The sequence below is a fragment of the Gaiella sp. genome (assembly GCF_035710885.1).
Lineage (GTDB): Bacteria > Actinomycetota > Thermoleophilia > Gaiellales > Gaiellaceae > Gaiella.
Genome location: NZ_DASTCS010000019.1, coordinates 14,960 through 36,755, shown reverse-complemented (window position 1 = coordinate 36,755; position 21,796 = coordinate 14,960). Strand labels below are relative to the sequence as shown.

The window sequence follows — 21,796 nt, the reverse complement described above, 5'->3', positions numbered from 1 at the left end:
AGCCGATTTTCGGCTTTGCATGGGCGATCGGGCTGTTACAAGCAGGGTGGTATGCTCCGGCCGGATGGCCGCCGCGACCGCCTCTTCGCCGCACTCGCTCGCGACTGCGTCCGGGCTCCTGCTCGGGACCACCGGCCTCGCGATGGGGGTCGGCGCGCTCCTCGGCTGGCTGTTCGATGCGCCGGGGATCGGGCTCCTGATCGGCGCGATCGCGGGCATCCCGCTCGCGGTCGCGGTCGTCTACGCCGTCTACTCGCGCGCGGGGGCATGAGCGCACGCGTGTTCGAGACGCCGCGCCCGGTCCCCGGGCGCCTCGTTCCCGCGCTGGCGGGGACCGCGGTCGTCGTGCTCGCACTGCCGGTCTTCGCCGCCGCCGGCTGGCCGCTCCGCGGCTGGCTCCTCGCAGCGACCCTGTGGGCGGCGGGCCAGCTGTTCGCGCTGCTGCTGGCGCGACTCCCGCTCGGCACGGGTAACCTCGCCGCCGCAGGCATGCGGGGCATCGGCACGAGCTTCAGGGCAATGGCCATCGGGATCCCGCTCGTCGTGGCCACGGTCGCGGACGAGAGCGTGGGGCTGGCTGCGGCCCTCGTCTACGCGATCGCGTTCACGGTCGAGCTGGCCGTCTCGCTGCTCGAGTACTTCGGCGCCGAGGCCCGGGCGTGAGCCGCCTCCTGACGCTGGCCACCGCGCTCCTCCTCGCGCTTCCGTCCCTGGCGCTCGCGTCCACCACGGAGGTCGCCGAGGAGGAGTTCGACCCGGCGCACGAGTGGGAGTTCAAGACCTGGATCGACCTCCCGTTCGGCCTCGACATCACCAAGCCGGTCGCGTACCTCATCCTCGGGACGATCGTCACCTGCCTGCTGGGCATCGTGCTGATGCGCGTCAAGGTCGGTCGCGATCCGACGAAGCGGCAGGCGGTCGGCGAGATGATCTACGAGATCGCCCAGGTGCAGGTCGCCGAGCAGGGCCTGCCCACGAAGGCGATCGGTCGTTGGTTCCCGTACGTCGCGTCCCTGATGCTCTTCATCTGGACGATCAACATGCTCGGGTTCATCCCGCTCCCGCTCTCCGACGAGACGGTGGACGTCGGCGGCATCGAGCTGCCGACGCTCGCGATCTTCGCCGCGACCTCGACCCTCTCCGTGACCCTCGCCCTGGCGCTGATGACGTGGGTCTTCACGCACGTCGAGGGCATCCGTGCCAACGGCGTCCGGGGGTACTTCAAGAGCTGGATCCCCGAGGTGCCCAAGGCGCTCCTGCCCATGATCATCCCGCTCGAGATCCTCGGCCAGTTCATGCGCCTGATCAGCCTCTCGGTCCGGCTCTACGCGAACATGCTCGCCGGCCACCTGCTGATCCTGACCTTCATCGGCCTCATCTTCCTCACCCACTGGGCCGTGTTCCCGCTCTCCGTCGTCGCCGGCACGGCCTTCTACCTGTTCGAGGTCGTGATCGTCGTCTCGATCCAGGCCTATATCTTCGCCGCCCTGTCCGCCATCTACATCGGCTCGGCGATCGAGCCGGACCATTGAAGTCCTAGCCCACCAAAGGAGGAGCCCTACCCATGCTGTCCTCGTTCTTCTTCCTCGCCGCCGCCGAAGACGGCGCCGATGCGGGCAAGGCGATCGCCCTCGCGCTCGGCATCGGCCTCGGCGCCCTCGGCGCCGGTGTCGGCCTCGGCAACATCTTCGGATCCATGATCCAGGCGGTCGCCCGGCAGCCGGAGCTCCGTGGCGAGCTGACGGGCATCCAGTGGCTCGGCTTCGCGCTCGTCGAGGCAGTCGTGTTCTATGGCCTGATCGGCGGCCTGCTCGCCTTCGTGCTGATCTGAGGCCCTGGACCCGATGCTGACCCTGCTCGCACAGACTGCGGATTCGGACGAGGGCGGAAGCGGCCTGATCGAGGTCGTCCCCGGCCTCATGATCTGGACGCTCATCTGCTTCGGGATCGCGTTCTTCGTCCTCAGGAAGTACGCCTTCGGCCCCATCCAGAAGACGATCGACGACCGCCGCGAACGCATCCGCCAGGCGGTCGAGGAGGCGGACAACGCACGCAACGAGGCCCGGCAGCTGCTGGAGCAGAACCGCGCGATCCTCGCGCAGGCACGCTCGGAGTCCGCCGACATCCTCGCCGAGACCCGCAAGGTCGCCGATGCGCAGATCGAGCGGGCGAAGAAGGAGGCGGAGACCGAGCGCCAGCGCCGGCTGGAGGACACGCGCAAGCAGATCGAGGCAGAGACGGCTCGCGCGATCGGGCAGATCCGCGCCGAGGTCGCCGACCTGACGATCGAGGCGACCGAACGTGTCGTCGGCAAGGTGCTCGACGCCGAGGACCAGCGCCGGCTCGTGCAGGAGGCCGTGCAGAGCCTCGACTTCTCCGCTCTCGAGGGCCGGAAGAGCTGAGCCCGTAGAGATGGCCGTCGCCCACCGCATGTACGCACGCGCCCTCTACGGGGCCGCGCAGGAGCAGGGACGCGTCGACATCGTGCGCGACCAGCTCGACGAGCTCGCGTCGGCGCTCGAGGCGACGCCCGAGCTCGAGGCGTTCCTCGTGAACCCACAGCTCGATCCGGCCGCGAAGGCGAGCGTGCTCGACGAGGTGGCGACCGGCGCCGATCCCATCGTCACGAACTTCCTTCGGGTCGTGGCGTCGAAGGGGCGCGCGGGCCAGCTCCGCGCGATCGCCGAGGAGTTCGAGGAGATCGTCGATCGCGAGCAGGGCCGTCTCAAGGTGGAGCTGACCACGGCCTACGAGCTCGACGAGGGCGAAGCCCAGGCGATCGTCCGCAGGATCGAGCAGTCGTCCGGGCAGAGCGTCGAGGCAAGCCGCTCCGTCGACCCCGACCTGATCGGCGGGATGATCCTCCAGGCAGGCTCGCTCCGCGTCGACGCGAGCGTGCGCGGCCGCCTCGCCCGCCTCCGCCGCGAGCTCGTCCAGCGTGGGTGAGCCCATGGTCCTCCACGAGCCCTCTCCGTTCGAGTCGTGCAACACAAAGGACTGCAGATCGGCCTCCCGCCGGGCATCTCTCGGGGCCTCCGGGAGGCGCGCAGCACTCCCTCGGGCTGAAAGCCCGGCTCCGCCCGCCAACCGCGCCGCACAGGTGTAGCGCAGAGACCAGGAGCGTTTTCCCTTGAAGCTACGGCCAGAAGAAATCACCTCGATCCTCAAGCAGCGGATCGAGCAGTACGACGTCGAGACCGATCTCTCCGAGGTCGGCACCGTGCTCCAGATCGGCGACGGCATCGCGCGCGTGTACGGGCTCGAGAACTGCGTCGCCCTCGAGCGGCTCGAGTTCGAGCACGGCGTCGTGGGCATCGCGTTCAACCTCGAGGAGGACAACGTCGGCGTCGCGCTCTTCGGCGAGTGGCAGCACGTCAAGGAGGGCGAGCCGGTGCGGCGCACCGGCGAGGTGATGAGCGTCCCGGTCGGCGAGGCCCTGCTCGGCCGCGTGGTCGACCCGTTGGGCAACCCGCTCGACGGGCAGGGGCCGATCGAGGCGGCCGAGAGGCGCCCCCTCGAGTTCAAGGCGCCCGGCGTGATTCAGCGGCAGCCCGTGCACGAGCCGCTCTCCACCGGGCTCAAGGCGATCGACTCGATGATCCCCATCGGGCGCGGGCAGCGCGAGCTGATCATCGGCGACCGCGGCACCGGCAAGACGGCGATCGGGGTCGACGCGATCATCAACCAGCGCGGCGCCGATGTGATCTGCATCTACGTCGCGGTCGGCCAGAAGGCGTCCACCGTGGCCCAGGTGGTCGAGCGGCTTCGCGACACGGGCGCGATGGACTACACGATCGTCATCTCCGCGCCTGCGCAGGAGGCGGCCCCGATCAAGTGGATGGCGCCGTTCGCCGGCGCGGCGATGGGGGAGTACTTCCTCTTCAACGGGAAGCACGCGCTCGTCATCTACGACGACCTCACGAAGCACGCCGACGCGTACCGGCAGCTGTCGCTTCTCCTGCGGCGCCCGCCGGGCCGGGAGGCGTTCCCGGGCGACGTCTTCTACCTCCACTCGCGCCTGCTCGAGCGGGCCTGCAAGCTCTCGGACGAGCTCGGGGGCGGATCCCTCACCGCGTTGCCGGTGATCGAGACCCAGGCCGGTGACGTCGCGGCGTACATCCCGACGAACGTGATCTCGATCACGGACGGGCAGATCTTCCTCGAGTCGGGTCTCTTCTACTCCGGGATCCGGCCCGCGATCAACGTGGGGATCTCGGTCTCGCGGGTCGGCGGGAACGCGCTGACGAAGGCGATGAAGAAGGTCGCCGGCCGCCTCCGCCTCGACCTGGGCCAGTACCGCGAGCTCGAGGCGTTCTCCCAGTTCGGCTCGGAGCTCGACGCGGCGACCCAGCAGGCGCTGGCGCGCGGCGAGCGGATGGTGGCGACGCTGAACCAGCCGCAGTACCAGCCCTGGCCCACGGAGGAGCAGGTGGTGGCCATCTACGCCGGCATCCACGGCTGGCTCGACAAGGTCCCGGTGGGTCAGGTCCCTCGCTTCCAGGAGGAGCTGCGCGAGACGCTTCGCGCCGAGGAGTCGATCTATCGGACGATCCGCGAGAGCGGCGACCTCTCGGACGAGACGGCGGCGAAGCTCGACGAGGCCCTCACGAGGTTCGTCGAGGCGTTCAACGTGCAGGAGGAGGCCGGCCTCGTCGGCTGAGCGATGGCGACCGTCCAGGACTACAAGCGCAGGATCCGCTCGGTCCGCAACACGCGCAAGATCACGCGCGCGATGGAGCTCGTCGCGGCCGCGAAGCTGCGGCGCGCGCAGGCGCGGATCGAGGCGATGCGGCCGTATGCGGACACCATGCGGGAGCTGATCTCGGGCGTCGGGCGCGCGGCGGGCTCCGTCCGCGGCCTTCCGCTCCTCCAGCAGCGGGAGACGACGGCGACCACGCTGCTCGTCCCGCTCACGGCCGACCGTGGGCTCGCCGGCGCGTTCAACGCGCAGGTCATGCGCCGTGCCTTCGCGCTCGACCGGAGCCTCTCCGGCGAGGGCCAGACCGTGCGCTGGCTCGGGGTCGGCAAGAAGGGCCGCTCGACGCTCACGTTCCGGCGACGCGAGCTGCAGGGGGCCTTCGCCGGCTTCACGGACGCGCCGGCGTACTCCGACGCCCAGGCGATCGCGCACCGCGCGGCCGAGCTGTTCGTCGAGGGCGAGGTCGACCGCGTGGTGCTCGTCTACAACACGTTCGTCTCGCCCCTGACGCAGACCGTCACCGAGCAGGAGATCCTCCCGATCTCGGCCGACATCCTCGAGACCGACGAGGAGGAGCGCCGCGACGACGCGCTGCGCGGGGACTTCATCTTCGAGCCGGAGCCCGAGGAGATCCTCGAGCGGCTGCTCCCGGTGTACGTGGAGACGCAGGTCTACCGCGCGCTTCTCGAGTCGTCGGCCTCCGAGCAGGGCGCGCGGATGACGGCGATGCGGAACGCGTCGAAGAACGCCGGCGAGCTGATCGACACGCTCACGCTCGAGATGAACCGCGCGCGGCAGGCCGAGATCACGCAGGAGATCCTGGAGGTCGTCGCCGGCGCGGACGCGCTGGCCTAGAAGTCCGGGGTCTGTCCCGGTGGGGACCGACCCCCGAGACGCACTCCTCGTTCATCCGGCGGGGATGTGGGGCGAGAGCCTCGCCGGGGACAGGCCCCTACGGGCCAGCCCCCGTGCAAACAAATTCCCGCTCGCAACGTCCTATTGCGGACAGCGCTGCGCTATTCTCCTCCCGCTCACCGTGTCCACCACGAGCCAGTCATCGGATGTCCTCAGCGGCCGCGAGCTCGGCGAGGCCGACTTCGCGCCCGGCGTCGCTCCGGAGACCCAGCAGGGCCAGGTCCAGGCCCGGGGATACTGGGAGCAGGTCTGGCGCCGCTTCAAGCGGGACCGGGTGGCGCTCGCAAGCGTGTGCTTCCTGATCGTGCTCGTGCTGGTCGTCTACCCCGGCGCATGGATCGCGGAGCGGCTCGTCGGGCACGGCCCGAACGACATCTTCCCGGACGCGCTCGACGACGGCCTTCTCCCGGTGGGGCCGATGAGCCGTGTGACGAACTTCGAGACGGGCGAGACCCAGCTGCTGATCCTGGGCGCAGACGGGACGCTCGGCCGGGACGAGTTCCTGCGCCTCCTGTACGGCGGCCGAGTGTCGTTGCAGGTGGCCGTCATCTCGACCTTCATCGTGATGATGATCGGCGTGACGCTCGGGGCCGTGGCGGGCTACTACCGCGGCTGGGCCGACACGATCGTGGCGCGCATGACCGAGATCACGATGGCCTTCCCGGCGCTCCTGTTCGCGATCGCGCTCGCGAGCACGGCGGGCAGCCGGTTGAACAACATCACGTTCGGCGGCCTGCTCGGCAACGGCGTCGTCACGCTCGTGCTCGTGTTCACCATCTTCGGCTGGTACTACCCGGCCCGGATCATCCGCGCGAAGGTCTTCTCCCTGCGCGAGAAGGAGTTCATCGAGGCGGCGCTGATGACAGGCGCGAGTGACCTGCGGATCATCCGCTCGCACCTGCTCCCGCATCTCGTGGCGCCGATCATCGTCTACTCGACCCTGATCGTCGCGACCTTCATCCTCAGCGAGGCCGCGCTCTCGTTCCTCGGCGTCGGCATCCAGCTGCCCACCGCGTCATGGGGCAACCTGCTCGCCGAGGCGCCCAACTACTACACGACGGTGCCGCTCCTGATGCTGTGGCCCGGGCTCGCCGTCGTGTTCACCACGCTCGCCTTCAACCTGCTCGGCGACGGACTGCGCGACGCCTTCGACCCTCGCTCCCGACTCTAGGGCCGAGCCGCCACATGACGCACGACCCAGGCGCCGAGCCGCGCGCGCGAATGCATCAAAAGAGAAATTCTTCTCCGGTCTCTAACAAACCACCACGCCCTCCGTCATACGAGACGGGCGAATGGTGCCTATTGCCCGGAACCCAGCCGGGCTGCACTCGGAAAGGAGTGAGATGAAGGGACGCATCCTGGGCTCCATCGTGATGACCACGATCGGGGCCTCTTTGCTCGCCGCGGCGATGTTTGCCGGCTCGGCGAGCGGCGCAGGTGCTGCCGCTGAGGCGAAGAAGGGCGGGACGATCACGACGGTCAGCCGGAGTGACTTCGACTACGTCGACCCCGCGCTTGCCTACTTCAGCCACAGCTGGAACATGATGTCGGCGACGAACCTGACGCTGACGTACTACCCGCACACCGAGGGCCCTGCACGGCAGCGGCTCGCGGGGATGGCGGCACCGCTTCCGCGCGTGTCGAACAACGGTAGGACCTACACGTTCCGGATCAAGAACGGCTTCAAGTTCTCGAACGGGGCGAACGTGACGGCCGCGAACTTCAAGCGGGCCTTCGACCGCGGTCGCAACCCGGCCTCGCAGTCGCCCGCCCAGTCGTTCATGGACGACGTTGCGAGCTACCGCGCTGCGGGGCAGGTCTTCACCGTCACGCTCAAGAAGGCGGCTCCGGACTTCATGGCCCGGATGTCGATGCAGTTCTTCTCGGCCGTGCCGGTCAACCTGCCGTTCACCGCCGAGGGCATCAAGGCCCCGGTCGTGTCGGCCGGTCCGTACTACCTCAAGGAGTGGAACGAGAAGAACTCCGCCCTTGCGGTGCGCAACCCGCACTGGAAGAACAACCAGGAGCCGTTCAAGTCGCTCGGCTTCGCCGCCAACGTCGATCAGCTCCGCTGGATCGTCGGGCCCGACCCGGCGACGCAGCGGCTGATGTGCGAGCGGGGCGAGGCGGACGTCTGCGCGTTCCCGCCTGCCCAGGCGAAGGAGCTCGCCGACAAGTACGGCATCAACAAGAGCCAGTTCTTCGTGAAGCCGCAGATCGGCAACTGGTATCTCGCGATGAACACGTCGCGGGGGATCTTCCAGAACAACACGAAGCTGCGCCAGGCCGTCGCCAACGCGATCGACCGTCGGTTCATGGTCGCCCAGCACGGGTACCTCGCCGGTCAGCGGACGGACCAGTTCATCCCGATCGGGATGCCCGGCTTCAAGAACTACGACATCTACTCGCTGAGGGGCCCGAGCATCGCGAAGGCCCGGACGCTCGCACAGGGCAACACGCGTGACGGCAAGGCCGTGTTCTACACGTTCAACACGAGCCAGGGCCCGCCGATCGCGCAGTCCGTGCAGTTCAACCTCAAGCAGATCGGTGTCGACGTCGAGATCAAGCTGTTCGACCGCGTCGTCCAGCACGAGAAGACGGCGACCCGCGGCGAGCCGTTCGACCTCACGCTCGAGGGCTGGCTGGCGGACTATCCGGACCCGGCCAACTTCGTCAACGTGCTGCTCGACGGCCGCCGGATCCAGGCAGACAACAACGTCAACGCGTCGTACTTCAACAACCCGACGTACAACGCGCGGATGGACCGCGCCTACGCGACGTCCGGCGACGCCCGGGCGAACGCGTACGCGATCCTCGACCGCGACATCATGCGTGACCAGGCTCCGGTCGCCCCGTACATCTCCTCGGGCGCACGGTGGCTGACGAGCACCAAGACGGGCTGCTTCGGCTACTCCGGGTCGCAGGGCGTCCTGCTCACCCAGATCTGCACGAAGTAGGTCGAAGGACCACCAGAACCACAGAACCGAAGAACGACAGCGCGGGGGGAGCAACGGCTCCCCCCGCGCCTATCCATCAGAGACGGATTCGATTACCCTCACGACGACGTGGCGCGATACCTGGTCAGACGGTTCCTCTGGGCCTGCGTCCTGTTCATCGCCGTCACGTTCGTCACCTACGTGATCTTCTTCGTCGTGCCGGCCAACCCGGCACGACTGGCGGCCGGGCAGTCGGCGACGCCGGAGCGTGTCCACGAGGTGGAGAAGTTCCTCGGGCTCGACCAGCCGTTCTACGTCCAGTACCTGAAGTTCCTCAAGCGACTCGTGCTCGAGGGGTCGATGGGCCAGTCCTTCGTGACACGCCAGTCCGTCAACGAGGAGATCCTGCGCGCCGCGCCGATCACTGCCTCGCTCGTCTTCGGGGCGATGATCCTCGTGCTCTCGATCTCCATCCCCCTCGGCATCTTCTCGGCCCTCCGGCCCCGATCGCTGCTCGACCGGGCGGCGATGATCTACGTCCTGATCGGCATCTCGCTGCCGTCCTTCTGGATCGGCCTGGTGCTCTCGTACCTCGTCGGCTTCAGGCTGGGCTGGACACCGATCGCCGGCTACTGCGAGGTCTTCAGCGTGCCCGAGGCCGCCGCCTGCGGCGGGCTGTGGGACTGGGCCTACCACATGATCCTCCCGTGCCTCACGCTGGCGATGGTCGTGGCGGGGACCTACGTGCGCTTCGTGCGGGCCGAGGTGATGGACACGCTCAACATGGACTTCGTCCGGACGGCCCGCGCCAAGGGCGCGCCGGAGCGCACGGTCATCCGCACGCACGTCCTGCGGAACGCCATGCTGCCCGTCGTCACGATGGTCGGCATGGACATCGGCCTGCTTCTCGGCGGCGCGATCTTCATCGAAGCCGTCTTCGGCCTGAACGGCCTCGGCGGCACGGCCCTCGAGTCGATCGGGCGCTTCGACCTCCCGGTCCTGCAGGGCGTCGTGATCTTCGGCGCGGTCGCGATCATCATCTTCTCGCTGGTGGTCGACCTCCTCTACGCGTGGATCGACCCGCGCATACGCCTGACGTAAGCTTCCCGCGATGAGCGAGCCGCTCCTGGACGTCCGCGACCTGCGGACCGAATTCGTCACGGACGACGGGATCGTGAGGGCGGTCGACGGCGTCAGCTTCACGGTCGAGCCGGGCCAGGTGCTCGGCATCGTCGGCGAGTCCGGCTCGGGCAAGAGCGTGACGTGCCTGACGGTGATGGGCCTGAACGACCGGAAGCTCTCCCGGTCGACCGGTGAGGTGCTCTTCCGCGGCCAGGACCTGCTGCATGCCTCGGGGCATCGCCTGCGCGAGGTGCGCGGGAACGAGATCGCGATGATCTTCCAGGACCCGATGACCTCCCTGAACCCGGTGCACAAGATCGGCCGGCAGCTCGCCGAGGCGGTGCTCCTCCACCAGGACGTCTCGCGCAAGCAGGCGTACGAGCGTGCGCGCGAGATGCTCAAGGCGGTCGGCATCCCACGCGCCGAGCGGCGGATCGACGACTATCCCCATCAGTTCTCGGGCGGCATGCGCCAGCGGGTGATGATCGCGATGGCGCTCATCAACAATCCGGACCTGATCATCGCCGACGAGCCGACGACGGCGCTCGACGTCACGACCCAGGCGCAGATCCTCGCGCTGCTCAAGCGGCTGCAGGAAGACTTCGGCTCCGCCGTGATCCTGATCACCCACGACCTGGGGGTCGTCGCCGAGACCGCCGACGACGTGATGGTGATGTACGCCGCGCACATCGTCGAGCGCGGCCCCGTGCGCGCCATCTTCAACGAGCCGCGCCACCCCTATACGTGGGGGCTGATGGGCTCCCTGCCGCGGCTCGACGTCAACGTCGAGCGCCTCTACCAGATCCCGGGTCAGCCTCCCTCGCTGCTCAACCCTCCGGCCGGGTGCCGCTTCCACCCGCGCTGTGCCTACGCGATGCCGGTCTGCCGCGAGAAGGAGCCGCGGCTCACGCTCGTTCCGGGCGACCCCGACCACGCACAGGCCTGTCACCTCGACGAGGAGACGAAGCGCCGCGAGGCTGCGGCCCTGCTCGCACAGATCACCGCCGGGGCAGCGACGTGAGCGAGATGACCGGCGACGAGCTCCTCTTCGTCGAGGACCTGAAGAAGCACTTCCCGGTCACCCGCGGGATCATCTTCCAGAAGGAGGTCGCGACGGTGAAGGCGGTCGACGGCGTCTCGTTCTCGCTGCGCGAGGGAGAGACGCTCGGCATCGTCGGCGAGTCGGGATGCGGAAAGTCGACGCTCGTGCGTTGCATCCTCAAGCTGCTCGAGCCGACCGGCGGCCGCATCTTCTACCAGGGGCAGGAGATCACGCGTCTCTCGCGCCGCGAGATGCGGCCGCTGCGCAGGAACATGATGATGGTCTTCCAGGACCCGTACGCGTCGCTCAACGCCCGCAAGCGGGTCGGCTTCATCGTCGGCGAGTCGCTCGAGCTCCACGGGATCGGAACGCCGGCCGAGAGGAAGCGCCGCGTCCAGGAGCTGCTCGAGGTGGTCGGCCTCAACCCGGAGCACTACAACCGGTTCCCGCACGAGTTCTCCGGCGGTCAGCGCCAGCGGATCGGCGTGGCGCGCGCGCTCGCCGTCAACCCCAAGCTGATCTTCTGCGACGAGCCGGTGTCGGCGCTCGACGTCTCCGTCCAGGCGCAGATCCTCAACCTGCTCAAGGACCTCCAGCGCGAGTTCGGCCTCACGTACGTGTTCATCGCGCACGACCTCAACGTCGTGCGTCACATCTCCGACCGCGTGATGGTGATGTACCTCGGCAAGGCGGCCGAGCTGGCGGATCGCGACGAGCTCTACACGAGCCCCAAGCACCCCTACACCGGGGCGCTGCTCAAGGCCGTCCCGCTGCCGAGCCCGGACGCCGGACGGGCGCGCAAGCAGGTGGTGCTCGAGGGGGACGTGCCGAACCCGATCAACCCTCCGGCCGCCTGCAACTTCCACCCCCGCTGCCCGCGCTTCCAGCAAGGGCATTGTGACGTCGAGACTCCGCCGCTCGCGCCGATCGGCTACCGCCACCTCGTCGCCTGCCACTACCCGCTCGAGCGCTGGCCGATGGACATCACCGCGCAACCCGCGACCGCGCAGGCGGTCGAGTCGACCGGCTGAGACAGCGCCCGCGGCGGACCCACGTGCGGGCTGCAGCGCGACGGATCGTCCTCCTCTTCGGCAGCGCGATCGTCCTCATCGCCGCCCTCGCCGCGGCGATCGGGCTCGCCCTCGGCTCCTCCGCCGCCCGGTCGGCGGCCACGGGCCTGTACCTCGTCGGCTGCTTCCTCCTCGTGCTCGGCGTCTTCGCCGGGGTGCGGGGGCCGCTGCGGCCGTCGGGCGAGCCGGGGGAGGACGGCGACGCGATCGGCTCGCTGCTCGGCGTCGGGATCTTCTCGAAGGGCGTTCGCACGGCGACCAGCGACGAGCGCGCCGACGCTCACTCGACCGCCTGGCTCTTCCTCGCCATGGGGATGGCGATGATCATCGTCGGGATCGCGGTCGACCCGCGCACGAAGCTCTTCTGAGCGCCGCATGCGCTAACCATCGGGTCGAGTGTTCGTCTCAGTCGGCATGACGGGTATGCCTCCGTCGCTGTGCCAGCGCACGCGCGCGCTCCTCTCGGAGCGTCTCGACGTCACCCTGTCCGAGGTCGAGCGCCGCGCCGTCGACCGCCACACGAGCGAGTGCGCTGCCTGCGCCGGGTACGAGGCCCAGACCGGCTGGCTCACGGAGGAGCTCCGGTCGGCACCTCTCGAGTCCCCTGCTCGGCCCGTGGTCGTCTCACCGGCCAGGGTCCGCCGCGTGCCGAGCCGTGTGGCTGCGAATGCCGCCTCGGCGGCCGCGATGCTCGTGATCGTCATCGGCGGGCTGGCCATCGGGACCGACGCCCCGGTCGACCAGGCGGAGGAGCTGGCGATCGCGACCGGCCCCACCGCGGAGTCCACGCTCGGTGATCCGCTCCGGGCGATCAGGGTCGAGGCGCTCCGCGCCGGCGAGCTGCCGATCCTGCCGGCCACGGAGCTGCGGCCGGCCGCGAAGCCCGCACGGCCCGCGACCGACTCGTAGCCTCTCGACGGACGAAGAGCCTGGAAACCCCGACTACACTCGTCGGCGTGTTGGCCGACCCCGTTCGCTCGGACGACCTCCAGGAGGCCGTGGCGGTCGCCGATCGGCTGCTCGCGAACATCGAGACGGTGGTCCACGGCAAGCGCGACGAGATCAGGCTCGTCATCACCGCTCTCGCCTGCGGCGGGCACGTCCTGTTCGAGGACGTGCCGGGCACGGCGAAGACCGTCCTCGCCCGCGCCGTCTCCCAGTCCATCGAGGGCGCCGTCGGCATGAGGATCCAGTGCACGCCCGACCTCCAGCCAACCGACGTCACGGGGCTCGCGGTCTACGACCAGCGCACGCGTGACTTCGAGTTCCGGCCAGGGCCGATCTTCGCGAACGTCGTGCTCGTCGACGAGATCAACCGGGCGACGCCGAAGACGCAGTCCGCCCTGCTCGAGGCGATGGCCGAGCGCCAAGTGACCGTGGACGGGGCGACGAAGGCCGTCCCGCGACCGTTCCTGCTGCTGGCAACGGAGAACCCGATCGAGTACGAGGGGACGTTCCCGCTGCCCGAGGCGCAGCTGGACCGGTTTTTCCTGCGCACCTCGCTCGGCTATCCCTCGGCCGAGGAGGAGCTCCAGGTGATCGAGGACCAGCGCGTCCTGCATCCGCTCGCGACGCTTGGCCCCGTCGTCGGGGTCGAGGAGATCGAGGTGCTCGAGCGGGCCGTCGCCGCGGTGTATCTCGACCCGCTGATCGCCGAGTGGATCGTGGCACTCGTCCGGGCGACGCGCGAGATGACGGCGACCTCGGTCGGAGCCTCCGTCCGGGGCAGTCTCGCGCTCGAGCGCGCAGCCCGCGGATGGGCACTGCTCCACGGACGCGACTACGTCGTCCCGACGGACGTCGAGCTGCTGCTCGTCCCCGTCCTCGGCCACCGGGTCGTGCTGACGCCTGCCAAGCTCGCCGAGGCCCGCCAGCGCGGCATGGAGGCGGTCCTCGAGGGGTTCGCCGAGGAGTGCTTCGCCCTCGCCCCGCCGCCGGCCGCGGTGCTCGAGGCTCCCGCGCCGGACGACGCGCACGGCGAATGATCGGCTCGTCGCTCACCTTCCCACTGGTCTCCAGGCGCCGCCTGATCGGACTGGCGTTCGGGTCGATGCACGGGGCGCGGCGTGGTGCCGGCTCGGATATCGCGGGCTCCCGGGCGTACGTGCCGGGCGACGACCCCCACCGGATCGACTGGGGCTCGTCCGCCAGGCTCTCCGCAGCGCACGCGACCGACGAGTTCATCGTCCGGGAGTACCTCGCCGACGAGGCCCCGCGTGTCGTCGTCTGCGTCGACCGCCGGCCCGGGATGTCGTTGTGCCGACCCGGCCTGCCGTTCCTCGACAAGGCGGCCGCCGCGGACGTCGCCCGCACGCTGATCGCGGCGAGCGTCGCCGAGTCGCGCGGGCTGGTCGGGTACCTCGAGCTCGAGCGACCGGAAGTGGTGGGCTGGTGCCCGCCGACGAGCGGGCGGCGGGAGGCGGCGCTCGTCGACCATGCGCTCGCGGAGCGGAGCGGCCCGGACGACGGGATCACGACGATGTTCGAGTTCCTGACGCTCCACCGTCGCCAGGTACCGTCCGCGAGCTTCGTCTTCGTCCTCTCCGATCTCATCGAGCCGACGCCGCTCGAGACCTGGGAATGGGCCCTCGACCGCGGATGGGACATCGTGCCGGTCGTGATCCAGGATCCCGTCTGGGAGCAGGGCTTTCCCGACGTCGACCGGATCGTTCTCCCGCTCCAGGGCTCCGACGGTCGGCTGCGACCCGTCCGGCTCGGCACCGGCGAGTCCCGGCGCTGGCGGGAGCGGCACGAGGAACGGCTCGCCGGCCTCGTCGAGGGGCTGCGCTCGCTGGGGATCGAGCCCGTGCTCGTGAGCCAGGCCGAACGCGAGCACGTCTTCGAGGCCTTCCTGACCTGGTCCGGCGAGCGGCAGGCCGCCTGGGGGCACGCCGCATGAGGCGTGCGGCCCTGATCGGCGTGCAGGTCGTCGTCGCCATCCTCGTCGGCCTCGCGATACGCGAGCTGTGGCAGGCGACGAGGGGGGACGACGTGACCGGCTCCCCGCAGGAGACCATCGGCGTCACGACCAGCGTCACGCCAAACGTCCACACGTTCGGGGCACCCGTGGTCGCGACCGCCGACGTCGTCGTCGACGCACGGCTCGTGCGCCCCGACACGGTCCGGCTCGAGACGGACTTCGACCCCTACGAGCTCGCAGGGGAGCCCACGATCGAACGTCAGGACAGCGGGGACATCGCCCGCGTCGTGTTCCGCTTCCCGCTGCGATGCCTGCGAGAAGGATGCGAGCCCGCCGAGGCTCGGGGCGTCGCCCAGTTCGAGGCCGGCTTCGTCAGGTACCGGTTCCGGAACAGCCCCGGCACCGGCCGCGACCTCGTCGACTGGCCGCCGGTCGAGGTCGTCTCGCGCGTCGCGCCGGTGGACGTCGAGCGCATCCGCTGGATCGCGAGCGAGACCGAGCTTCCCCGCGTGACCACGCGCTTCGGGCCCACGGGGCTCGGCATTGCTCTCCTCGTCGCCGGCCTCGCGCTCGCGGCGGCGGCGGTGTGGCTCGCGCGGCGTCTCTGGCACGTGGAGCCCGTGAAAGAAGAGGTCGACACCCGTCGGGAGCGGCCGCCGCTCGAGCGGTCCCTCGAACTCGCGCGCGCCGAGCACCAGAACGGGGCCGCGGCACCCGACCGCCGGCGGGCGCTCGAGCGGGTCGCCCGCGAGCTCTCGGCAATCGGCCTCGACGATCTGGCCGGCGAGGCGCGCGCGCTTGCGTGGTCGCCGGTGCTCTCGACCTCGGAGGAGGTCGAGAGCTTCGCCCGCAGGACCGAGTCGCAGACGCGCACCGGAGCGCCCCAATGACCGAGCTGCTCCTTCGCCGGCGTGCCACGGGCCTCCCGACCTCTGCCGCGGACGAGCTCGGGCGGGAGCACCGGCGAACCCGGTGGGTGCGCGCGATGCTCGGGGCCGGAGCCCTCGGGCTGCTGCTCGTCGCGTTTCTCGCGTCCCGCGACCTCCACGCGCTGCCGACGAGCTATTTCGCGACCGGCAGCGGAGGCGTGGTCGTGCTCGACCTGTCGACGAGCGTCGACGCGCAGAAGTCCCAGCGCGTGCAGCGGGTGCTGCGGTCGCTGGCCGAGACGGAGGGCCGGGTCGGCCTCGTCGTCTTCTCCGACAGCGCCTACGAGATGCTGCCGCCCGACACCCGGAGCGAGGAGCTCAGGCCGCTGCTGCGGTTCTTCGATCCCGGACCGGGAGGCTTCCGCGGCCCGAGGGGGTTCGGGAGCCGCCGCGGCTCCGATCGGAGCGAGACGCCGACGCCGCGTCGCGAGGAGAGCCCGTGGTCGCTGACGTTCCGCGGCGGGACGCGGATCTCGACCGGGCTCGCAGAGGCTCGCGCGGTGATCGACCGGGAGGGCGACAGGGGGCTCTCGGTGCTCCTCCTCAGCGACCTCGACGACTCCGGGTTCGACACGTCGGCGCTGATCGAGGAGCTCGTGACGTACGAGCGCAACGGGATCGAGCTGCGCGTGATCCCGCTCTTCCCGGCACAGGAGGACCGTGACCTGTTCGCCCGCATCGCGGACGAGCGCGTCTTCGTCGAGCGGGCCGAGCTTCTCCGCAACACGACGGTGCGCGAGACGCTGACCCTCGTCGGCTCGTCTCCCTGGTGGCTTGTCGCGGCCGGCGCGGCCCTCCTCGGGCTCCTGGCCCTGAACGAGCGCTGGTGCACCCGTCTTGCCTGGGGGAGGGTCGCATGAGCAGGCACGCCTGGCTCCGCCCGGTGGCCGGCTCCGTCGCGATCGTGGCGCTCATCGCCGGCGCGGCGCTGCTCGTCGCGCTCGCGGTCGACGTCCTCCGCGTCGATCGCCAGCTCCGGGAGGGAGATACGGCGTACGCCGCGCGCGCCGAAGCGACGTGGGAGCCCGACACGCTGTTGCCGCGGGGGATCACCTCGTCACTCCTCGGAGTCGGGGACGACGTCGCCTTCCGGCGCGCAGTGGACCAGTTCTGGCGCAGCGAGCCCCGGGCCCCGATCCGGGTGTTCGAGGACGTCACGCGTCGAAGCGCGGCCGAGCGAAGGCTGGCGCGGACCGCCGACGACGAGGACAGCCCCCAGCGCCGCTCCGTCCTCGCGATGCTCCGCGGCACGCTCCTCCTCGAGGAGGCTCGGAACTCGCCGACCCAGAGGCAGGTCTTCGTGCGCCGCGCGATCGAGCAGCTCAAGCGCGCGACGACGCTCGACCCGGGCAACGACACGGCCGCCTACGATCTCGAGCTCGCGCTGAAGCTGCTGCGCGCGTCCGGCGCTGGTGAGGCCGGGAGCGGGGACACCCGCGCGCCTCTGCCGAGCCCCGGCGCAGGCTCTGCCACCTCCGGCGGCGGTTTCTGAGCCGACGCTAGGCAATGTCGGTCAGCTTCCTCACCCCGCTCGGCGCGCTCGTCGGCGTGGTCGGGCTGCTGGCGGTCTGGGCGCTCCTCCGCGGTCGGCGTCGCTCCGTCTCGGCCGCGGCGACCCTCGGGCTCCCCCGGGACGGCAGGCGCTCGCTGCTCGTGGACGCGACGCTGCTCGGGCTGGTGGCCGGGCTGATCGCGCTGGCTGCGGCCCAGCCGGTCGTCGCGCGCTCGGAGGACACGAAGGGCCAGGAGAACGCAGAGGTCCTCGTCGTGGTGGACGTCACGCGGTCGATGCTCGCCCGGCGGGCGCCCGGTCACCCGAGCCGCCTCGAACGCGCGCGTACGGTCGCCAAGCGCCTGCGCGCCCAGTTGCCGGAGACCCGTGTCGGCGTGGCCTCGCTCACCGACCGCGTGCTGCCGCATCTGTTCCCGACCCTCGGCGAGAACTCGTTCGCAGCGGTGATCGACCGCGCGATCGGGATCGAGCGCCCTCCTCCGGACAGGCGCAGCCGGCGCGCGACGGCGCTGCTCGCACTCGGCGACCTGGGGCGGGTGGCGTTCTTCAACCGCGAAACCGAGCGGAAGCTCGCGGTCGTCCTGACCGACGGCGAGACGATTCCCGTCGACTTCGAGGCACTGCGCGACCGGCTCGCGAACGGCCGCGTCTCGACCGTCTTCGTCCAGATCTGGCGCGGCGACGAAATCGTCTTCGACGACAACGGCGAGCGCGACCCTGCCTACCGACCGGACCCGACGAGCAGCCGCTCGCTGCGTCGCGTCGCAGGCGCCGTGGACGCCCCCGTGCTCAACGAGGGAGACACACGGGCGCTCGTCGAGGTCGTGCGCGAGCGGGTCGGCTCCGGGCGGCTGGTGCCGCAGGGCAGGCAGCTCGTGTCGAGGGAGCTCGCACCGCCGGTGCTCCTCGCGGCGTTCGTTCCGCTGGTCGTGCTGCTGTACCGCCGTAACTTCTAGTTCACATGCGCCGCACGAAATCGCAAACCCCCTTGGCTACCCTTCCGCCGTGATCGAGCGCCTTCGTTCGCCCGGCTTCGCGCGGGCACTCGTCTGGGTCTCCGCACTCGTCCTGATCGCCGGTGTCGTCGCGTTCGTGACCGTCCAGCTCGGGTCGAGCGACGACACCACGCCGGCGACCGCGGCGAACACGTCGACGGAGGAGGTGGATCCCTTCGCGACACCGCCGTTGCCGAAGGAGAGCGACGTCCCGAAGGCGGCCCGCACGGCCGCCGGCGAGTTCGTCCTCGCCGCGGTGGGGCGCGAGGACCTGCCGAAGGCCTGGAGGCTCGCCGACCGGGAGCTGAAGCAGGCCTGCGGGTGCACGTACAAGCAGTGGCTCACCGGCGACATCCCGGTGCAGTACTTCCCGACGAACGGGCTCAGGGGGGCGGCGTTCTCGGTCAACGAGGTGACGCCAGGCCGTGTCGTCCTCCAGGTGCTGCTCACCCCGGGGCCGAACAAGGACGGGCTCGAGGCGCAGGCCTTCTACATCGGCCTGCGGCAGCGCGGCGGGGCGAAGGCGCCGTGGCTCGTGGACTACTGGGCGCCCGTCAACGTCGTGGCCGTCCCGGCCGCGCCCTAGCTCGCCCCGGCACGTACGCTTCGGGCGTGATCGTGACGCCCACCTTCGTCACCTCCGACGTCTGACGGCTCGACCACGCCGAGCGTGTCGAGGCGCTGACGCAGGGCTCGTGGGATCCCGACGGGGTCCGGCTCGGGCTGCGCGATCGCTTAGCTAGACTCCGTCGCCGGCGGCCCGCCTGGGCGCCTCCCGGTCAATCGACACGCCCATCGGAGCCCGAGCCTCATGCCTGAATCCAATACCTCCGGCCGCAACGTCGGGAAGATCATCGAGATCAAGGGCGTCGTCCTCGACGCCGTCTTCCCGGACAGCCTTCCCGAGATCCTGAGCGCCCTCGAGATCGAGCTCGAGAGCGGCACGCTCGTGGCCGAGGTGCAGCAGCACCTGGGCGACGACAGGGTGCGCGCGGTCGCGATGGACTCGACGGACGGGCTCGCCCGCGGCGTCGACGTCGTCGACACCGGCGGCCCGATCTCCGTCCCCGTGGGGCAGCCGACGCTCGGACGCCTCTGGAACGTCATCGGCCAGAGCATCGACGGCGAGGCCGATGCCCCCTCGGACACGGAGCGCTGGCCGATCCACCGTGACCCCCCGGCCTTCCGCGACCTCTCGCCGAAGATCGAGATCTTCGAGACCGGACTCAAGGTCGTCGACCTGATCGCTCCGTACATCAAGGGCGGCAAGGTCGGGCTGTTCGGCGGTGCCGGCGTCGGCAAGACGGTGCTGATCCAGGAGCTGATCCACAACCTGGCGAAGGAGCACGGCGGCGTGTCGGTGTTCGCGGGCGTGGGCGAGCGGACGCGCGAGGGCACGGACCTGCTGCTCGAGATGACCGAGTCCGGCGTGATCGACAAGGTCGCGCTCGTCTACGGCCAGATGAACGAGCCGCCCGGCGCGCGCCTGCGCGTGGGCCTCTCCGGCCTCACCATGGCCGAGTACTTCCGGGATCAGGGCCAGGACGTCCTGCTGTTCATCGACAACATCTTCCGCTTCGTCCAGGCGGGCTCCGAGGTGTCCGCCCTCCTCGGCCGCATGCCGAGCGCCGTCGGCTACCAGCCGACCCTGGCCACCGAGATGGGGCAGCTGCAGGAGCGGATCACGTCCACGACCACGGGCTCGGTCACCTCGGTGCAGGCCATCTACGTCCCCGCGGACGACCTCACCGACCCCGCGCCCGCGAACACGTTCGCGCACCTCGACTCGACGACGGTCCTCTCGCGGGCGATCGTGGAGAAGGGCATCTACCCCGCGATGGACCCGCTCGACTCGTCCTCGCGCGCGCTCCAGCCCGGGATCGTCTCCGACGACCACTACCGCGTCGCGACGAGCGTCCAGCAGATCCTCCAGCGCTACAAGGACCTCCAGGACATCATCGCCATCCTCGGCATGGACGAGCTCACCGACGAGGACAAGCTCGTCGTGTCCCGGGCGCGCAAGGTCGAGCGGTTCCTCTCGCAGCCGAACTTCGTCGCCGAGCAGTTCACCGGGACGCCCGGGAAGTACGTCAAGCTCGAGGACACGATCGCGGGCTTCGACGCGATCATCAAGGGCGAGCACGACGAGCTTCCGGAGGCCGCCTTCTACATGGTCGGCCCCATCGAGGACGTGCAGGAGAAGGCGCGCGACCTCGAGCAGGTCGCCGCCTGATGCGGCGCCCCGTCTCCGCCTAGGAAGCACGGATGGCCGACGTCAGCGACCACCCTCCCTTCGACGTCGAGGTCGTCACCCCCGACGGCCCGGTCTTCCAGGGGGAGGCGCGCATGCTCATCGTCCCGGGGGCAGCCGGCGAGATCGGCGTGCTCGCCCGCCACGCACCGCTCGTCGCGACGCTCAAGGCGGGCTCGACGCGCGTCCACCTCGGGGGCAGCGAGATCCTCGAGTTCGCGACGGGGCCCGGGTTCTTCAAGGTCGAGCTCGACCGGGCCCTGGCGCTCGTGGACGACGCCGTCAACGTCAAGGAGATCGACGACGGGCGCGCGCAGTCCCAGCTCGAGGCCGCGCGGGCGGAGCTGGAGAAGGTCGAGGCCGGGGAGTCCACCGCGGACCGCTGGCAGCTCGAGCAGCGGATCCGGCACGCCGAGAACCAGCTCGCGGTCTCCGGCCGCACCACCGGCTGAGCCGCCCGGGCGCTACTCGTACGAGTGCTCGGACGGGCCGTCGCGCGATGCCTGCGTGTGCGCCGTTGTAATGCACATTGCTATGCTGTGTGTATGGCGCAGTTCGTTACACGGCTCGAGGACTCGCTCGCCGACCGCGTCGACTCGCTCGTTGCCGCGGGGGTGTTCGCGAGCCGCTCGGAGGCGATCCGCATCGGGCTCGAGCGGATCGTCGACCAGCTCGAGCGCGAGCAGATCGGCCGGGAGATCGTCGATGCCTACACACGGATGCCCCAGACCGAGAAGGAGATGGCCTGGGCCGACGAAGCGGCACGGCGGATGATCGCCGACGAGCCGTGGTGAGATCGACCCCTCGACAGGGCGACGTCTGGTGGGGCGAGGCCGAGGACGAGCGTCGGCCGGTGCTCGTCGTCACACGGACGGAGGCGGTGCCCGTACTGGACTGGATCGTCGTCGCCCCCATCACCCGCAGGATTCGCGCAATCCGAACCGAGATCCGACTCGGTATCGACGACGGTCTGTCGGAGGAGTGCGTTGCGAGCTTCGACAATCTGCAAACGGTGCCCAGGTCGCTTCTCAGCGAGCGCGTGAGCGACGGTACGGCCGCTCGTCGCTCACAGATCTGTCGAGCCCTCGCCGCGCTCGCCGATTGCTGAGGTGGGCAACGCTTTTCGTGCTGCGCCGGCGCCCGCTCGGGTCGGCCTGCGCTACGCTCTGTCGACCTGGAGAGCTTTGACAGGCAGCTTGGCGACCAGGAGAAAAAAACGCCTAAAGAGCCGGTGAGCCTCGATCGGGGCCTCTCCGTCTCGGCGGCAGAAGAGGCCATGGTGAGCGCGACCGACCAACTGAAGGAGATCCTCGCGAAGCGCATCGTGATCCACGATGGCTCTTGCGTGGGGGAACCCATGGTTCCCCCACGAGCCCCCTCCTCTAGGGTGCTTCATGGATCAGC

Annotated in this window: 26 protein-coding genes; all 26 read left to right on the top strand. The window is 70.0% G+C overall.

Annotated elements, in window-relative coordinates; translation table 11 throughout:
• Positions 1–64 precede the first annotated feature (64 nt).
• Positions 65–271, top strand: coding sequence for a hypothetical protein (locus VFO26_RS04320; protein WP_325113656.1), 207 nt, complete (start codon positions 65–67; stop codon positions 269–271).
• Positions 268–663: a hypothetical protein gene (locus VFO26_RS04315; protein WP_325113655.1), complete on the top strand. Its 396-nt coding sequence runs from the start codon at positions 268–270 to the stop codon at positions 661–663. Before VFO26_RS04320 ends, VFO26_RS04315 begins: the two co-directional genes overlap by 4 nt.
• Positions 660–1,532: a F0F1 ATP synthase subunit A gene (gene atpB, locus VFO26_RS04310; protein ID WP_325113654.1), complete on the top strand. Its 873-nt coding sequence runs from the start codon at positions 660–662 to the stop codon at positions 1,530–1,532. Before VFO26_RS04315 ends, atpB begins: the two co-directional genes overlap by 4 nt.
• 32 nt (positions 1,533–1,564) lie before the next feature.
• Positions 1,565–1,831: a F0F1 ATP synthase subunit C gene (locus VFO26_RS04305; protein WP_325113653.1), complete on the top strand. Its 267-nt coding sequence runs from the start codon at positions 1,565–1,567 to the stop codon at positions 1,829–1,831.
• Between the two features lie 13 nt (positions 1,832–1,844).
• Positions 1,845–2,402, top strand: a complete 558-nt coding sequence (gene atpF, locus VFO26_RS04300; RefSeq protein WP_325113652.1) for a F0F1 ATP synthase subunit B — start codon at positions 1,845–1,847, stop codon at positions 2,400–2,402.
• A 10-nt stretch (positions 2,403–2,412) separates the two neighbouring features.
• Entirely contained in the window at positions 2,413–2,946 is a 534-nt protein-coding gene (gene atpH / locus VFO26_RS04295; protein WP_325113651.1) for an ATP synthase F1 subunit delta, read from the top strand.
• Between the two features lie 184 nt (positions 2,947–3,130).
• Positions 3,131–4,660: a F0F1 ATP synthase subunit alpha gene (gene atpA / locus VFO26_RS04290; protein ID WP_325113650.1), complete on the top strand. Its 1,530-nt coding sequence runs from the start codon at positions 3,131–3,133 to the stop codon at positions 4,658–4,660.
• A gap of 3 nt (positions 4,661–4,663) precedes the next feature.
• The gene (gene atpG, locus VFO26_RS04285; RefSeq protein ID WP_325113649.1) at positions 4,664–5,554 is read left to right on the top strand and encodes an ATP synthase F1 subunit gamma; all 891 of its coding nucleotides are present in this window, start codon (positions 4,664–4,666) and stop codon (positions 5,552–5,554) included.
• A 181-nt stretch (positions 5,555–5,735) separates the two neighbouring features.
• Positions 5,736–6,785, top strand: coding sequence for an ABC transporter permease (locus VFO26_RS04280; protein WP_325113648.1), 1,050 nt, complete (start codon positions 5,736–5,738; stop codon positions 6,783–6,785).
• 172 nt (positions 6,786–6,957) lie between these two features.
• Positions 6,958–8,571, top strand: coding sequence for an ABC transporter substrate-binding protein (locus VFO26_RS04275; RefSeq protein ID WP_325113647.1), 1,614 nt, complete (start codon positions 6,958–6,960; stop codon positions 8,569–8,571).
• Between the two features lie 108 nt (positions 8,572–8,679).
• Positions 8,680–9,651, top strand: coding sequence for an ABC transporter permease (locus tag VFO26_RS04270; RefSeq protein ID WP_325113646.1), 972 nt, complete (start codon positions 8,680–8,682; stop codon positions 9,649–9,651).
• 10 nt (positions 9,652–9,661) lie between these two features.
• On the top strand, positions 9,662–10,693 hold the full coding sequence (locus VFO26_RS04265) for an ABC transporter ATP-binding protein (RefSeq protein ID WP_325113645.1): 1,032 nt from the start codon (positions 9,662–9,664) through the stop codon (positions 10,691–10,693).
• Between the two features lie 5 nt (positions 10,694–10,698).
• Positions 10,699–11,745 carry a dipeptide ABC transporter ATP-binding protein gene (locus VFO26_RS04260; RefSeq protein ID WP_325113663.1) on the top strand — a complete coding sequence of 349 codons (1,047 nt, stop codon included), beginning with the start codon at positions 10,699–10,701 and terminating at the stop codon, positions 11,743–11,745.
• Positions 11,746–11,768: 23 nt separating this feature from the next.
• Positions 11,769–12,152 (top strand): hypothetical protein, encoded by a 384-nt coding sequence (locus VFO26_RS04255; protein WP_325113644.1) that lies wholly within the window; start codon positions 11,769–11,771, stop codon positions 12,150–12,152.
• Positions 12,153–12,180: 28 nt separating this feature from the next.
• Complete coding sequence (locus VFO26_RS04250; RefSeq protein WP_325113643.1) at positions 12,181–12,693, top strand: zf-HC2 domain-containing protein; 513 nt, start codon at positions 12,181–12,183, stop codon at positions 12,691–12,693.
• Positions 12,694–12,743: 50 nt separating this feature from the next.
• Positions 12,744–13,769: a MoxR family ATPase gene (locus VFO26_RS04245; protein ID WP_325113642.1), complete on the top strand. Its 1,026-nt coding sequence runs from the start codon at positions 12,744–12,746 to the stop codon at positions 13,767–13,769.
• The gene (locus VFO26_RS04240) at positions 13,766–14,683 is read left to right on the top strand and encodes a DUF58 domain-containing protein (protein WP_325113641.1); all 918 of its coding nucleotides are present in this window, start codon (positions 13,766–13,768) and stop codon (positions 14,681–14,683) included. Before VFO26_RS04245 ends, VFO26_RS04240 begins: the two co-directional genes overlap by 4 nt.
• Positions 14,680–15,594, top strand: a complete 915-nt coding sequence (locus tag VFO26_RS04235) for a hypothetical protein (protein ID WP_325113640.1) — start codon at positions 14,680–14,682, stop codon at positions 15,592–15,594. The genes VFO26_RS04240 and VFO26_RS04235 overlap by 4 nt, the downstream gene beginning before the upstream one ends.
• Complete coding sequence (locus VFO26_RS04230; RefSeq protein ID WP_325113639.1) at positions 15,591–16,493, top strand: VWA domain-containing protein; 903 nt, start codon at positions 15,591–15,593, stop codon at positions 16,491–16,493. The genes VFO26_RS04235 and VFO26_RS04230 overlap by 4 nt, the downstream gene beginning before the upstream one ends.
• A complete protein-coding gene (locus tag VFO26_RS04225; protein WP_325113638.1) occupies positions 16,490–17,125 on the top strand; it encodes a hypothetical protein in 636 nt (211 codons plus the stop codon). The genes VFO26_RS04230 and VFO26_RS04225 overlap by 4 nt, the downstream gene beginning before the upstream one ends.
• 14 nt (positions 17,126–17,139) lie before the next feature.
• Entirely contained in the window at positions 17,140–18,102 is a 963-nt protein-coding gene (locus tag VFO26_RS04220) for a VWA domain-containing protein (RefSeq protein ID WP_325113637.1), read from the top strand.
• 49 nt (positions 18,103–18,151) lie between these two features.
• Complete coding sequence (locus VFO26_RS04215) at positions 18,152–18,727, top strand: hypothetical protein (protein WP_325113636.1); 576 nt, start codon at positions 18,152–18,154, stop codon at positions 18,725–18,727.
• 225 nt (positions 18,728–18,952) lie between these two features.
• Entirely contained in the window at positions 18,953–20,374 is a 1,422-nt protein-coding gene (gene atpD, locus VFO26_RS04210; protein ID WP_325113635.1) for a F0F1 ATP synthase subunit beta, read from the top strand.
• Between the two features lie 32 nt (positions 20,375–20,406).
• Positions 20,407–20,844: an ATP synthase F1 subunit epsilon gene (gene atpC / locus VFO26_RS04205; RefSeq protein WP_325113634.1), complete on the top strand. Its 438-nt coding sequence runs from the start codon at positions 20,407–20,409 to the stop codon at positions 20,842–20,844.
• Between the two features lie 93 nt (positions 20,845–20,937).
• On the top strand, positions 20,938–21,186 hold the full coding sequence (locus VFO26_RS04200) for a ribbon-helix-helix domain-containing protein (RefSeq protein ID WP_325113633.1): 249 nt from the start codon (positions 20,938–20,940) through the stop codon (positions 21,184–21,186).
• Entirely contained in the window at positions 21,180–21,500 is a 321-nt protein-coding gene (locus VFO26_RS04195) for a type II toxin-antitoxin system PemK/MazF family toxin (RefSeq protein WP_325113632.1), read from the top strand. The genes VFO26_RS04200 and VFO26_RS04195 overlap by 7 nt, the downstream gene beginning before the upstream one ends.
• Positions 21,501–21,796 lie beyond the last annotated feature (296 nt).